Source organism: Micromonospora chokoriensis (assembly GCF_900091505.1).
Classification (GTDB): domain Bacteria; phylum Actinomycetota; class Actinomycetes; order Mycobacteriales; family Micromonosporaceae; genus Micromonospora; species Micromonospora chokoriensis.
The window spans coordinates 6,772,524-6,785,712 of the sequence record NZ_LT607409.1 but is presented as its reverse complement, the minus strand read 5'-3'; the positions used below and the strand labels follow the sequence as shown (position 1 = coordinate 6,785,712).

Annotated in this window: 13 protein-coding genes; 7 read left to right on the top strand and 6 right to left on the bottom strand. The window is 72.5% G+C overall.

Annotated features, from left to right (window positions below):
• Nucleotides 1–182 precede the first annotated feature (182 nt).
• The gene (locus GA0070612_RS30695; RefSeq protein WP_088991079.1) at nucleotides 183–1,232 is read left to right on the top strand and encodes an ROK family protein; all 1,050 of its coding nucleotides are present in this window, start codon (nucleotides 183–185) and stop codon (nucleotides 1,230–1,232) included.
• A 261-nt stretch (nucleotides 1,233–1,493) separates the two neighbouring features.
• Here GA0070612_RS30695 and GA0070612_RS30690 read toward each other — a convergent pair whose 3' ends face one another.
• Together GA0070612_RS30690 and GA0070612_RS30685 are read right to left on the bottom strand one after the other, a co-directional pair.
• Nucleotides 1,494–1,694 (bottom strand): DUF397 domain-containing protein, encoded by a 201-nt coding sequence (locus tag GA0070612_RS30690; RefSeq protein WP_088991078.1) that lies wholly within the window; start codon nucleotides 1,692–1,694, stop codon nucleotides 1,494–1,496.
• A gap of 5 nt (nucleotides 1,695–1,699) precedes the next feature.
• Nucleotides 1,700–2,545: a helix-turn-helix domain-containing protein gene (locus tag GA0070612_RS30685; protein ID WP_088991077.1), complete on the bottom strand. Its 846-nt coding sequence runs from the start codon at nucleotides 2,543–2,545 to the stop codon at nucleotides 1,700–1,702.
• Between the two features lie 281 nt (nucleotides 2,546–2,826).
• Here GA0070612_RS30685 and GA0070612_RS30680 point away from each other — a divergent pair, with 281 nt between their 5' ends.
• Together GA0070612_RS30680 and GA0070612_RS30675 are read left to right on the top strand one after the other, a co-directional pair.
• Nucleotides 2,827–3,045 (top strand): hypothetical protein, encoded by a 219-nt coding sequence (locus tag GA0070612_RS30680; protein ID WP_088991877.1) that lies wholly within the window; start codon nucleotides 2,827–2,829, stop codon nucleotides 3,043–3,045.
• 195 nt (nucleotides 3,046–3,240) lie between these two features.
• A complete protein-coding gene (locus GA0070612_RS30675; protein ID WP_088991076.1) occupies nucleotides 3,241–4,341 on the top strand; it encodes a D-alanine--D-alanine ligase family protein in 1,101 nt (366 codons plus the stop codon).
• 50 nt (nucleotides 4,342–4,391) lie between these two features.
• Here GA0070612_RS30675 and GA0070612_RS30670 read toward each other — a convergent pair whose 3' ends face one another.
• Nucleotides 4,392–5,096, bottom strand: a complete 705-nt coding sequence (locus GA0070612_RS30670) for a DUF3515 family protein (protein WP_167393729.1) — start codon at nucleotides 5,094–5,096, stop codon at nucleotides 4,392–4,394.
• Nucleotides 5,097–5,126: 30 nt separating this feature from the next.
• Entirely contained in the window at nucleotides 5,127–5,360 is a 234-nt protein-coding gene (locus GA0070612_RS30665) for an Lrp/AsnC ligand binding domain-containing protein (protein ID WP_030487446.1), read from the bottom strand.
• 153 nt (nucleotides 5,361–5,513) lie between these two features.
• Between GA0070612_RS30665 and GA0070612_RS30660 the strand changes: the two genes are divergently transcribed.
• Entirely contained in the window at nucleotides 5,514–6,446 is a 933-nt protein-coding gene (locus tag GA0070612_RS30660; RefSeq protein ID WP_088991876.1) for a thiamine-phosphate kinase, read from the top strand.
• Nucleotides 6,447–6,475: 29 nt separating this feature from the next.
• Nucleotides 6,476–6,937 (top strand): GNAT family N-acetyltransferase, encoded by a 462-nt coding sequence (locus GA0070612_RS30655; RefSeq protein WP_088991074.1) that lies wholly within the window; start codon nucleotides 6,476–6,478, stop codon nucleotides 6,935–6,937.
• 84 nt (nucleotides 6,938–7,021) lie between these two features.
• Here GA0070612_RS30655 and rpmB read toward each other — a convergent pair whose 3' ends face one another.
• Nucleotides 7,022–7,213: a 50S ribosomal protein L28 gene (gene rpmB / locus GA0070612_RS30650; RefSeq protein ID WP_011905179.1), complete on the bottom strand. Its 192-nt coding sequence runs from the start codon at nucleotides 7,211–7,213 to the stop codon at nucleotides 7,022–7,024.
• A gap of 287 nt (nucleotides 7,214–7,500) precedes the next feature.
• On the opposite strand from rpmB, the gene GA0070612_RS30645 reads away from it, so the two are divergent.
• Both GA0070612_RS30645 and recG read left to right on the top strand, forming a co-directional pair.
• Nucleotides 7,501–9,114 (top strand): DAK2 domain-containing protein, encoded by a 1,614-nt coding sequence (locus GA0070612_RS30645; RefSeq protein WP_088991875.1) that lies wholly within the window; start codon nucleotides 7,501–7,503, stop codon nucleotides 9,112–9,114.
• Nucleotides 9,111–11,309 (top strand): ATP-dependent DNA helicase RecG, encoded by a 2,199-nt coding sequence (gene recG / locus GA0070612_RS30640; protein ID WP_088991073.1) that lies wholly within the window; start codon nucleotides 9,111–9,113, stop codon nucleotides 11,307–11,309. Before GA0070612_RS30645 ends, recG begins: the two co-directional genes overlap by 4 nt.
• 304 nt (nucleotides 11,310–11,613) lie before the next feature.
• Here recG and GA0070612_RS30635 read toward each other — a convergent pair whose 3' ends face one another.
• A complete protein-coding gene (locus tag GA0070612_RS30635; RefSeq protein WP_088991072.1) occupies nucleotides 11,614–13,122 on the bottom strand; it encodes a cell wall anchor protein in 1,509 nt (502 codons plus the stop codon).
• Between the last annotated feature and the right edge of the window lie 67 nt (nucleotides 13,123–13,189).

The following is a 13,189-nucleotide window of genomic DNA, read 5'->3' as shown; positions in this document are numbered from 1 at the left end:
ATGGTGCGTTGTTTGTCACCCACCACAACTCCATGATCGACGGGGAAGGGGTGGGGTGGGCAGGGGAAGGGCGGGCGTGGGTGGGGCGGGGTGGGCGTGGGTGGGTGGGTGGTCGGGCGTGGCGGGGGAGAGGGCTTGGCACTAGCCTCGGCTCACACTCATGACGGCGGGAGGCGGTTTCGGTGGGCAGCGCAGGGGTGCCGGTGGTCGTCGGGTTGGACAACGGCGGCACGAGCAACAACGCCACAGTGCTGACGGTGGACGGCCGGTTCCTGGTGGACGGGCTGCTGGAGATCCCCAGCGAGGTGCAGGCCGGCCCGGACGCGGCGATCGAGGCGCTGGCCCGGGCGCTGGACGGTGCCCTGGCGCAGACCGGGGTGCCGCGCGAACTGGTCCAGGCGGTCGGGTTGGACACCCCCGGCCCGGCCAGCGCCGACGGGGTCATCTCGTCCCGGGGTTCGACCAACTTCTCCCAGCCGGCCTGGCGGGGCTTCGACGTACGCGGAGCGCTGGAACGACGACTCGGCCTGCCGGTGATCTACCACAACGACGGCAACGCGGCGGCGCTCTACGCGCACCACGTGCACTTCGGCAGCGAGGCGATGACCCGGTCGTCGGTCTCCGCGATCGTCGGCACCGGCCTCGGTGGCGGCGTGGTGGAGAGTGGTCGGGTGATCGCCGGTGCGGCCGGCATGGCCGGGGAACTCGGTCACGTGCACGTCCCGCTGACCGGGCTGCTCGGCCCGGGCCAGCCGGAGCCCACCTGCGCCTGCGGCTTCACCGGTGACGTCGAGAGCGTCGCCTCGCTGACCGGCATCGAGCGCAACCTGCTGCCGTACTGGCTGACCCGGTACCCGGACCACCCGCTCGCCGCCGAACCGCTGGCTCGGGCGGCGAAGCTGGTGCGCGGGTACGGCGAACGGGGCGACGCCCTCGCCCGGGACCTGTTCACCCAGCAGGCGATGGCGCTGGGGCGGCTGTTCACGGTGGCGGCGAACTTCACCGACCCGCACGCGTACTTCGTGGGTGGTGGGGTGGTCGAGGCGGCGCCGGAGTTCCGGGACTGGTTCCTGGCGACGGTCCGCGAGCACACGGTGTTGCGTGAGGAGCAGGCGGCCGTGGCCACCTTCGCGTTGGTGCCGGACCGGGACATGGCCGGTGCCCGGGGTGTGGCGATCGCCGCTCTGGAGAGGTTGCGCGCGGTTCCGGAGCCGCGCCCGCTGGTCGCTTGAGCCTGCCCACATCCGCCTCGCCTGGGCGGGCCGCACCAGGGGCCCGCCGTGTCGTCGCTGTCACCGGCCCGGGGAGTTGGTCCCGGTCTGAACAAGTCCCGCCCGGCCCGCCGCGTGCCCGGCCCGGCCCGCCGCGTGCCCGGCCCGGCCCGCCGCGTGCCTGGCCCGGCCCGCCGCGTGCCCGGACAGGCGGCGCGGCGGGCGGTCGGCAGGTGGGGTGTCCGGTTCGGTGAGGGGTGTCGGGGGGCTCTGGGGGTCTGGTCAGGGGCGCGGTGGCGCCTGGGCGAAGGCCGCCCACGCGGTCGTTGCGAACAGCAGGGCCGGGCCGGCCGGGTCCTTCGAGTCGCGGACGGCCACCAGCCGTGGCAGCGCGGCAACCTCGACGCAGGCGCCCTCGTCGCCGCTGCGGCTGCTCTTGCGCCACGCCGCCGCGGCCAAGGCCGCTGTGATTGTCGGTGTCATCGGTCCTACCGTCCCTTCAGGGCTGACAGGAGCATCTCGCGGCTGTCCGCCGGGCTGAGCGCCACGCTTCGGAGATGCTCCATGATCTTGGTGCAGGTACGCGTCTCGCCGGCCCGGTCGAGGATCATCTGACCTGCCACGGTCTCCACCGAGGCGATGATCGGATCCTCCGGGTCGGCGAACTCGAGGATGTGCAGTGAGCCCCGCGTGCCCCGGTGGTAACCGGCCGACAGGGGGATCACCTGGACGCTGATGTTCGGCAGCTCGGCCATCTTGACCAGGTGTCGCAGTTGTCCGTCCATCACCGACTGGTCGCCGACGGGGCGGAGCAAGGCGCCCTCGTCGATGATCGCGTCGAAGATGGGTGGGTTGTCGCCGGTGAGGCGCTGTTGCCGGTCGAGCCGGATCTTGACCCGTTGCTCCACCAGGTCGTCGCCGAGGGTGTGCGGCCCGCCGCGCATCACGCCCCGGACGTAGTCGGGGGTCTGCAGCAGGCCGGGCACCACCGAGGGCTCGAAGTTGGCGATGGCGGTCGCCTCGGCCTCCAACGCGATGAAGTCGATGGTGCGCGGAGACAGCAGGTACGAGTACGACACCCACCAGCCCGGCTTGCGGGCGTCCTTGGCGAGTTGCACCGCTGCGGCCACCTCCTCGGCGCTCACCCCGTACGACGTGAGCAGGGCGCGCACGGTGGCTGGGGTGATCAGGGTCTGGGCGTTCTCGTAGCGGGAGAGGGTGCTGCGGGTGCTGTTGATCTCATCCGCCGCGGTCTCCAGCGTCAGCCCGGCGGCTTCCCGGTGTTGGCGCAGGGCGATGCCGAGCCGGCGGGCGCGAGCGGTCTTCGGGGCCATACATCGATGGTCGCACACATTTGCGGGAACGTCTGCATGAGAGAACGTCGATGAGAGTTGCATTCATGGCTGTATACGTGTCAATCTGTTATCGCGTCCTCACCGCCGGTTGTCGTGGCGACGGTGGTGGTGAGCGACCGGAGGGGATGGGGCGCGCGGCGATCGGGTTTCTCCCCCGTACCCGATCGTCGCGTGCCGCCCCTCCACCCCGGCCCGCCGGAAGGAGACGACGTGGGAACCTGCCCGCAGCCCCCCGCCGTGTGCGACGCGGGCGGCTCTCGATGACCCGCTTCCTCGTGGTGCTCACCGACGTACGCCCGGTCGAAGGCATCGAGCGCAACGAGCGGGTCGCGCCGGAGCGGCGCCGCCAGGTGGTCGGCGCCAACAGTCGGGAGGCCGCCGACCGGATCGCCGGAGCGTTCATGGCGCTGGGCATGGTGCGGGCCGGCCGACAACGGGTCAAGGTGATCGCCGTCGGTCGGCGGCACTCCCGGGACTGAATACGCCCAGGTCAACGGCCTGTGAGACAGCTGCCGTCCCGTCACGCACCGTATATCTCTTGTTGACCGATTGCCGTGTCGTGCTGCGGCTCGCCGGGTATCGCCTCGCTCTGTCGCCACGCACAGTAAGGTCAACCGGGTGAGCGCCACCGGCGAGCACGGCCAGCCGCAGTCGCGTACGAAGAGGTGACCGGAGTGACCACCCCAGGCAAGACCCGCGTGGCGATCGTGTTCGGCGGCCGCAGCCCGGAGCACGGCATCTCCTGCGTCAGCGCCGGTAGCGTGTTCGGCGCGCTCGACCCGGACGAGTTCGAGGTGGTGCCCGTCGGCATCACCCGGGCCGGCCAGTGGGTGCTGACCGACGGAGATCCCGCCCAGCTCGCGATCAACGCCCGCCGGCTGCCGGAGATCACCGCCGAATCCGGCGACGACATCGTGCTGCGCGCCGACCCCACCGGCAACGGGCTGATGGTGCTCGACCCCACCGAGGGTCCGCGGGTGCTGGCCGACGTGGACGTGGTCTTCCCGGTGCTGCACGGCGCGTACGGCGAGGACGGCACCATCCAGGGAATGCTGGAGATGGCCGGCATCCCCTACGTCGGGGCGAACGTGTTCGCCTCCGCCGCCGCGATGGACAAGGAGTTCACCAAGAAACTGTGTGCCGTCGAGGGCATCCCGGTCGGCACGTACGCGGTGCTGCGCAACGGGATGACCCTCAGCGAGCAGGACAAGGAGCGGCTGGGCCTGCCGGTCTTCGTCAAGCCGTCACGGGCCGGCTCGTCCTTCGGCGTCAGCAAGGTCAGCGACTGGGCGCAGCTGGACGACGCGGTCGCCGCCGCCCGGAAGTTCGACCCGAAGGTCATCATCGAGGCCGCGATCATCGGCCGCGAGATCGAGTGCGGGGTGCTGGAGGGCGAGGCCGGCGGCGCGCCGGAGGCGTCCGTGCTGGCCGAGGTGCGGGTCGTCACCGACCACGACTTCTACGACTTCGAGGCGAAGTACCTCGACGACTCGTGCGAGTACGACATCCCGGCCAACCTGCCGGAGCGGGTCACCCGTCAGGTGCAGGAGTACGCCGTCCGCGCGTTCACCGCGCTGGACTGCGCCGGCCTGGCCCGGGCGGACTTCTTCGTCACACCCGAGCTGGACGTCTACCTCAACGAGATCAACACGATGCCCGGGTTCACCCCGACGTCGATGTTCCCGCGGATGTGGGCGGCTTCCGGCCTGGAATACCCGAAGCTGGTCAACCGACTGATCCGTACCGCCCAGCGGCGCGGCATCGGTCTGCACTGAGCCAGCCGGCCCCGCCCGCGTACGTCAGCCGGTGCGGGGCCCGCTGCGCGTCAGCGTTGGCAGCCGGACGGGATGGCGCCGCCGGACGGCACCGTCGCCACGATCGTGCTGGAGATGGTCGGCACCCACTGCAACGGCTGCTCGTACGAGCGTGGGATCCGCACGGTGATCAGGGTTTCCCGGTCGACGGTGCTGAGCACTGCCGCGTCGGCCTGCTCGGCCAGGTGCCAGCAGACCCGGTTGACCGTCCAGACCTCGTCGGTGCTGGGGAACGTCGGCTCGGCGCCGCCGCAGGCCACGGTGAGCGCCGGGTCGCCGTAGGCGGCGTTCTGCTCGGGGCCCGCGGTCACCGGGCGCTGGGCCAGGTCGCGGATGCTCGCCGGAAGCTGGGAGAGCAGCGCCCGGCAGACGGTGGCCGGGCGGGCGGCCAGGGCCGGGGCGGCCATCTGCACCGGAGTGGTGGACTGCACCCGGGCGCTGCTGGCCGACGGGCTCGGCGCGGCGGCCGGCGTGTCGGGGGTGAGCTTGGTGAAGGCCAGCACAGCCACCAGCAACGTGACGGGCAGCGCGATCAACGTGGCCAGCAGGGCGGCGCCGCGGATGGTCCGGTCCCGACCGGCCGGCGCGGCGGCGGCCGGGTCGGCCGGTTCGCGGTTACCGTCAGCCGGCCCACGCGTCCCGTCGGCTGCCTGGCGCGTGCCGTCGGCTGCCTGGCGCGTCCCGTCGGCTGCGTCGCCCGTGCCGTCGTCGTCCAGAGCGGAGGAGGATGTCGTGATCTCGTCCACTTACAGCCGCACCACCGAACACGTGAGGGTGCGGGTGATGCCGGGCACCATCTGCACCTTGCTGACGATGAGTTTGCCGAGCTCGTCGACGGTGTTCGCCTCGGTGAGGACGACCACGTCGTACGGCCCGGTCACGGCGTCGACCCGTACGACGCCGGGGATGTCCGCGATGAGACCCGCCACGTCACGTGCGCGGCCGACCTCGGTCTGGATGAGGATGTACGCCTGTACCACGACTCGACCTCCGTCCGTCGCCGCCCGGGAGCGGCCCGAAGGGTGAAACTACCTTACGGACCAGGTCTGATCCCTATCGGTGGTCAAGGAGCAGCGGTGAGCGAGCAGGGCGGGACCGGGCGGCACGGGCGGAACGCCGGTGGTGGCGTCAGCGTGTCCGGGATCGGGGAGTTCGGGCTGATCGGGAAGATCACCGCTCGACTGTCGTACGGGCCGACGGCCCTGCTCGGTCCAGGTGACGATGCGGCGGTGGTGACCGCGCCGGACGGCCGGGTCGCGGCCTCCACCGACGTGCTCGTCGACGGGCGGCACTTCCGGCGGGACTGGTGCTCGGCCCTCGACGTGGGGCACAAGGCGGCGGCGGCCAATCTGGCGGACATCGCGGCGATGGGCGCGACGCCGACGGCCCTGCTGGTCGCCCTGTGCATGCCGGCGGACCTGGAGACCGGCTGGGCGGAGGGGTTGGCCGACGGGCTGTCCGCGGAGGCGTCGTCGGTCGGCGCGAGCGTCGTCGGCGGGGACATGTCCTCCAGCCCCACGCTGACCGTCGCGGTCACCGCTCTGGGCGACCTGGAGGGGCGTCCGCCGGTGCTGCGGTCCGGGGCCCGTCCCGGGGACGTGCTCGCCCTGGCCGGACGCACCGGGTACGCGGCCGCCGGGCTGACCGTGCTCACCCGGGGCTTCCGCACGCCCCGGGTGCTGGTCGAGGCGTACCGACGGCCGCAGGTGCCCTACGCGGCCGGTCCGCAGGCCGCCACACTCGGCGCCACCTCGATGATCGACGTGTCGGACGGGCTGCTCGCCGACCTCGGGCACGTGGCGACGGCGAGCGGGGTGGCCATCGACGTACGCCGGGACGCGTTCGACGTGCCCCGGCAGATGGCCGACGCGGCGCAGGCGCTCGGCGTCGACCCGTACACCTGGATCCTGGCCGGTGGCGAGGACCACGCGCTGGCCGCGACCTTCCCCCCGGCGGTGGCGCTGCCGGCGGAGTGGCGGCCGATCGGCGTGGTCACGCACGGTGCCGGTGTGACGGTCGACGGGGCGCCCTACGACGGCCCGACCGGCTGGGACCACTTCCGTTAGGGTCCGGTGCCCGCCGTACCCTGAATACCGTGAGTGAGATCGAGATCCGGGTGGTGCGGTTCGACGCACCCGTGGCGCAGCAGTTGATCCAAGCCGCACTGGCCGACCTCGGTGCCCGCTACGGCGGCTCCGGCGACGAGACCCCGGTGGACGCCACCGAGTTCGAGCCGCCGGACGGCGCGTTCCTGGTCGCCTACCTGGCGGGTGAGCCGGTCGGCTGCGGTGGCTGGCGCAGCCACGGCGCGGACACCGCGGAGCTGAAGCGGATGTACACGGCGCCGGCGGCGCGGGGCCGGGGCGTGGCCCGCACGGTCCTGGCCGCCGTCGAGCGCTCGGCGCGTGAGCAGGGCCGCAAGCGCGTGGTCCTGGAGTGCGGGGACAAGCAGCCCGAGGCGATCGCCATGTACCGCTCCGCCGGATACGAGCGGATCCCGAACTTCGGCTTCTACAAGGACGCGGAGGGCTGCGTCTCCTTCGGCCGCACCCTCTGAGGGCGAGCGGTCCCCACCACACGACAGAGCCGGCGGACCTCAGGTCCGCCGGCTGAGCCGTACGAGGAAGTGGGTGCTACCGCGTCAGGCGCGGGTGACCTTGCCGGCCTTGATGCACGAGGTGCAGACCTTCAACTTCTTGGTGTTGCCGCCACCGGCCGGGGTACGCACCGACTGGATGTTCGGGTTCCAGCGGCGGTTGGTCCGCCGGTGCGAGTGGGACACGTTGTGGCCGAAGCCCGGTCCCTTGCCACAGACGTCGCACACGCTAGCCACGGGATACTCCTGGGATTGATACGTTCATGGGGTCGCCGGCAGGTGCTACCCGGGCAACCTGGTCAGGTTACCCGATGACTCGCCGACCCGGCCAACCGGCCCGGTCCGGCGCTCGGTGGTGCTCCGGCTCCCACCTGGTCGCGGGCCCGTCCGCCCGAGAGTGGGCCGGCCCGGCGGCAAGGTTACCGGAGGGGCCGGGTCGCGTTGCGGTGACCGCCGGACCGGGACGCGGGGGACACGCCGGACGACTCCGGCGCGTGTCGGTGCGCGCCAGTAGGCTTCTGCCCGTGCTGGACACCCTCGACGCCGCCACGGTCCGCCGCTGGTGCGCGAGCGGGTTGGCCGCGCTCAAGCGTCACCAGGGTGAGATCGACCAGCTCAACGTCTATCCGGTGCCCGACGGCGACACCGGCACCAACCTGGTGCTCACCCTCACCTCGGCTCAGCAGGCACTCGCGATGGACCTGGACACCCTCCCCCACAGCGGGCCGACCGCACACGGGCACGCGCTGCGGCTGATGGCGCAGGGCGCGCTGCTCGGCGCGCGGGGCAACTCCGGGGTGATCCTCTCGCAGATCCTGCGGGGGGTCGCCGACGAGGTCGCCGTGGCACCGGTGGTGCGGGGCCGGGAGTTGGCCGCCGCGTTGCGCTCCGGCGCCGCTGCCGCGTACACGGCGGTCGCCCGGCCGGTCGAGGGCACTCTGCTCACCGTGGTCGCGGCGGCCGCGACGGCAGCCGACCAGGCGGGCACCGACGATCTGCCGGTGGTGGCCCGCGCGGCGGCCCGAGCCGCGACTGAGGCGCTCGCCCGGACACCGGAGCAACTGCCGGCGTTGGCCCGCGCGGGTGTCGTGGACGCCGGCGGCCGAGGGCTCTGCGTGCTGCTCGACGCCCTGGTCGCGGTGCTCACCGGCGAGACCGCGGCCCACCCCGCGCCGACGCCGCGCTCCGCCCGCCCGGCGGCCACCGCCGCCCGGGAGACCGGCTCCGAGGAGTACGCGTACGAGGTGCAGTTCCTGCTCGACGCCCGGGTGGAGGCGGTCGACGGGTTGCGTCGGGCGCTGGACGTGTTGGGAGACTCCCTGGTCGTCGTCGGCGACGGGCGGGAGCCGGAGGGCACCTGGAACGTGCACGTGCACGTCAACGACGTCGGCGCGGCGGTCGAGGCCGGTGTCGCCGCCGGCCGCCCGTACCGGATCTCGGTGACCCGCTTCGCCGACCAGCCGGAGCCGCCTCCCGGGCCGGTGGCGACCGGCCGGGCCGCGGTGGTGGTCGCCACCGGGGGTGGCATCGCCGAGCTGTTCGCCGCGGAGGGCGCGACAGTGGTGCCGGGCAACCCGTCCACCGGCGAGTTGCTGGACGCCGTCCGCGGCACCGGCGCGGCCCGGGTGGTGGTGCTGCCCAACGACGCCAACACGGAGGCCGTGGCCAGCGCGGCGGCACGCGAGGCCCACCGGCACGGCATCAAGGTGAGCGTGGTGCCGACCCGCTCGCCGGTGCAGGCGCTCGCCGCCCTCGCGGTCCGCGACGGCGACCGCCGCTTCGAGGACGACGTGATCGCGATGGCCGAGGCGGCCGGCGCGTGCCGGTACGCCGAGGTCTGCCATGCCAGCCGGGAGGCGCTGACCGTGGCCGGCCCGTGCCGGCCCGGCGACGTGCTGGCGCTGGTCGAGGGGGAGGTGCACCTGATCGGCACCGACCTCACCGACACCTGCGCCGCCGTGGTCGACCGGATGCTCGGCGGCGGTGGTGAGATGGTCACCCTGCTGGCCGGTCTGGACGCCCCGGCCGGGCTCACCGACGCCGTCCGCGCCCACGTCGAGAGTCGCTGGCCGTTCGTCGAGGTGCACGCGTACCCGGGGGGTCAGCCGTTTTATCCGCTCCTGGTAGGGATCGAATGAGCGAACCAGCCACCGTGGACACTCCGCTGAAGAAGCTGGTCGGGGACAAGACGGCCAAGGCGCTGGCCGCGCACCTCGACCTGCACACGGCGGGTGACCTGGTCTACCACTTCCCGCGCCGCTACGACGAGCGCGGCGAGCACACCGACATCCGTTCGCTGGACGTCGGCGAGCAGGTCACCGTGCTGGCCCAGGTGCAGCGCACCGCGGTGCGTCCGATGCGGCAGCGACGGGGCAACCTGCTGGAGGTGACCGTCGGTGACGGCTCCGGCGGGGTGCTGACGTTGACCTTCTTCGGCAACCAGGCGTGGCGGGAGCGCGAGCTGCGTCCCGGTCGGTGGGGGCTGTTCGCCGGCAAGGTCACCGAGTTCCGGGGCAAGCGGCAGCTCAACGGCCCGGAGTACGTGCTGCTCGGCGAGGGTGGGGAAGGCGAGGCGGCGGCCAGCGACGAGATCGAGGAGTTCGCCGGCGCGCTGATCCCCGTCTACCCGGCCGCCGCGGCCCTGCCGACCTGGGTGATCGCGCGGTGCGTACGGGTCGTGCTGGACACGTTCACCCCGCCGGACGACCCGCTGCCCGCCGACGTGTGTGCCAGCCGCAAGCTGGTCGGGCTGGGCACCGCGTTGAAGGAGATCCACCGGCCGTCCAGCAAGGAGGCGCTGTACCGGGCACGGCGGCGGCTCAAGTGGGATGAGGCGTTCGCCGTCCAGTTGACCCTGGTGCAGCGCAAGCACCGGGCCGCCGACTGGCCGGCCCGACCCCGCCCGGCCCGCCCGGGTGGGCTGCTGGCGGCCTTCGACGCCCGTCTGCCGTACGAGCTGACGGAAGGCCAGCGTGACGTGGGCGTGGAGATCGCCGCGGACCTGGCCGCACCGCACCCGATGCACCGCCTGTTGCAGGGCGAGGTGGGCTCGGGCAAGACGGTCGTGGCACTGCGGGCGATGCTCCAGGTGGTCGACGCGGGCGGCCAGGCCGCGCTGCTGGCGCCCACCGAGGTGCTGGCCGCCCAGCACCACCGCGGCATGCTCGACCTGCTCGGGCCGCTGGGCAGAGCAGGTGAGCTGGGCTCCGCCGAGCACGCCACCCGGGTCGAGCTGGTCACCGGTTCGCTGGGCGCGGCGGCGCGACGGCGGGCGCTGGGCGAGGTCGCCAGCGGTGCCGCCGGCATCGTGCTCGGCACCCACGCCCTGCTGTACGAGGGGGTCGACTTCGCCGATCTCGGCCTGGTGGTCGTCGACGAGCAGCACCGCTTCGGCGTGGAGCAGCGCGACGCCCTGCGGGCCAAGGCCGACCAGCCGCCGCACGTGCTGGTGATGACGGCCACCCCGATCCCGCGCACGGTGGCGATGACCGTCTACGGCGACCTGGAGGTCTCCACCCTCTCCCAGCTGCCCCGGGGGCGGTCACCGATCGCCTCGCACGTGGTGCCGGCCGCCGAGAAGCCGGCCTACCTGGACCGGGCCTGGCGTCGGCTGCGCGAGGAGGTGAGCGCCGGCCACCAGGCGTACGTGGTCTGTCCCCGGATCGGCGACGGCCCCACGTCCGACGAGGAGCCGCCACCCGAGGACGACAACGGTCGACGCCCTCCGCTGGCGGTGACCGAGGTCGCCCCGCTGCTGGCCGAGGGGCCGCTGCACGGGCTGCGGATCGGGGTGCTGCACGGTCGCCTGCCGGCCGACGAGAAGGACGCGGTGATGCGTTCCTTCGCGGCCGGCGACCTGGACGTGCTGGTGGCGACCACAGTGATCGAGGTCGGCGTGGACGTGCCGAACGCGACCGTGATGATCGTCCTCGACGCCGACCGTTTCGGTGTCTCCCAGCTGCACCAGTTGCGGGGCCGGGTCGGGCGGGGTGCCGCCGCCGGGCTCTGTCTGCTGGTCAGCGAGGCGGCCGAGGGTTCCTCGGCACGGGAGCGGCTGGACGCGGTGGCGTCCACGAGTGACGGCTTCAAGCTCGCCGAGCTGGATCTGGAGCAGCGCCGCGAGGGTGACGTGCTGGGCGCCACCCAGTCCGGTCACCGTTCCCACCTACGCCTGCTGTCGCTGCGACGGGACACGGAACTCATCCGCGACGCCCGCGCCGAGGCGATCACCCTGATCGAGGACGACCCGGAGCTGACCCGCAACCCGGCGCTGGCCGCCTCGGTGGCCGCACTGGTGGACGAGGACCGCGCGGAGTACCTGGAGAAGGGCTGAGCCCGCCCGCCCCGCCCTGCGCGCGCCCCGCCCTGCGCCCGCCCCGCCCTGCGCCCGCCCCGCCCCGGGCCCGCCCCGCGCTGGCCCTCGCTCCGCTCGTGATCCACTCCCGTTTCAGGAAATCGGGGTGTCGGGCCCTGAGGGATGCCCCGACTTCAAAGACTCCGAGTCGATCACACCGCACGGGGCATGACGGGCCAGGGGTGTGATGAGGCCGCTCAGGGCGTGGCGGGCCACCCCGCGCATGACGAAGGGCGCGCCGACCGGGTGGTCGACGCGCCCTCTGTTGTCAGAGCGGGGTGTCTCAGGCGGTGAAGGTCACCCGACGACGCCGAGCGATGACGAAGAGCACCGCGCCGGCGATCAGCAGCGCGATCGCGCCGGCGGCGATGCCGCCCGCCGCCGCACCGGTGACCGGGAGGCCCGGCTCCTCGCCGCCGGCGCCACCGCCACCGCAGTTGCCCTCCGGCGTGTAGACCGCTTCCATCTCCAGGTCGAGGTCAGGCAGCGCGACGAGCGCCGACTCGGCCTTGCTGGCCTTGAAGGTCACCGTCTCCGACGAGCCGGACGCGACCGTGCGGGTCTCGTTCTTGTCGCCGTAGGTGAACGTCGCCTTGACCGGGAGACCACCCTCGGGGTTGCTCACGGTGAGGGCGAAGTCCTTGCAGTCGGCCTTGGTGGTGACGACCGGCAGGGGGCAGTCCTCGGGGCGCTGCCACGAGTACGTGCCGTTCTCGACCACCTTGCCGTCGACCAGCACCTCGATCTTGCCGGCGTCAGCGGCGGGCACGACAACGCTGGTGTCGGCCTTGCCGGCCGGGACGGAGACCTTCTTGGTGAAGCCGTTCTCGCCCTTGACCTCGAACTCGACGGCGTACTTGCTGATCTTGCCGTCGTTGCTCAGCGAGACGGCGACCGATCCGTCGCAGTTGGACGCGAAGGTCGAGGCCGGGGTGGTGCAGCTCTTGCTGCCGCCGTTGTACCAGCCCTGCGGGCCCTTCGAGCGGTTGCCCGGGGCGCCCGAGGAACCGAGCTTCTTGTTGTCGTAGCGCTTGCCGCCCTCGACCAGCTCGTCGATGACCTGGTCCTTGCCGCCCCAGATCAGGTCGACCTGGGTGTGGCAGTCCGGGATCTCGACGTTCAGCGTGATCTCGGTCTGGGTGCCGCCGATCCAGTTGCTGTCCGGCGTGCCGTAGACGTACTGCGGGGTGGCGAACTGCGGCCGGGGCGCGAAGTACGACACCAGCGTGAACCACTGCTTGCCCTCGCCGCAGAGCGGCAGGTCACCGTCGAGCTTGACGGTGGCGGTGCCCTTCGGGCCGTCGAACGTGTGGCTGTACTTGGCCTTGTTGACGTCGACGCACGTCGGGGTCGGCACGCAGGAGCTGTCGGCGGCCAGGTTGATGCTGCCGTCGTTGGTGGCTTCCTGCCCGTTCTTCTTCCACTTGCCGAACACCGTGAGCTTGGCGCTCTTGGTGTCGCCCGGCACCCGCTGAACAGCCAGGACGCTGCCGCCCTTGCGGATGACGGAACCCTCCAGCGGAACGGCCTTGGAGCCCTTGACCGGCACGGTGACGTCGGTCGACGGGTCCGCGGTCACCTTCTTGAGGGTGACAGCCTTGTTGCGCTCGCTGTTCTCCACCTTCCAGGTGATCACTCGCTCGCCGGTGAGCCGGTCACAGTCGGCTACGGCGGTGATCGTGGTGTGGTGCGCGCTGGCCGGGCCGGCCACCGCGACTGCCCCGGTGAGGCCGATGAGGGCGGCTCCCAGGATGGCCAGCGGTCGCTGTAGCGACAGCTTGGGACGGATCACGGGTACTCCTGGAGTGCTGAAGCGTCAGGGGTGTGGCACGGGAGTGACAGTGGACGGTCGCTGCACG

Bases quoted from the DNA above. Each gene is read 5' to 3' on its own strand.
- GA0070612_RS30685 (WP_088991077.1), bottom strand. From the start codon at position 2,545: ATGGCCCCGAAGACCGCTCGCGCCCGCCGGCTCGGCATCGCCCTGCGC.
- recG (WP_088991073.1), top strand. From the start codon at position 9,111: ATGAGCGAACCAGCCACCGTGGACACTCCGCTGAAGAAGCTGGTCGGG.
- GA0070612_RS30690 (WP_088991078.1), bottom strand. From the start codon at position 1,694: ATGACACCGACAATCACAGCGGCCTTGGCCGCGGCGGCGTGGCGCAAG.
- GA0070612_RS30680 (WP_088991877.1), top strand. From the start codon at position 2,827: ATGACCCGCTTCCTCGTGGTGCTCACCGACGTACGCCCGGTCGAAGGC.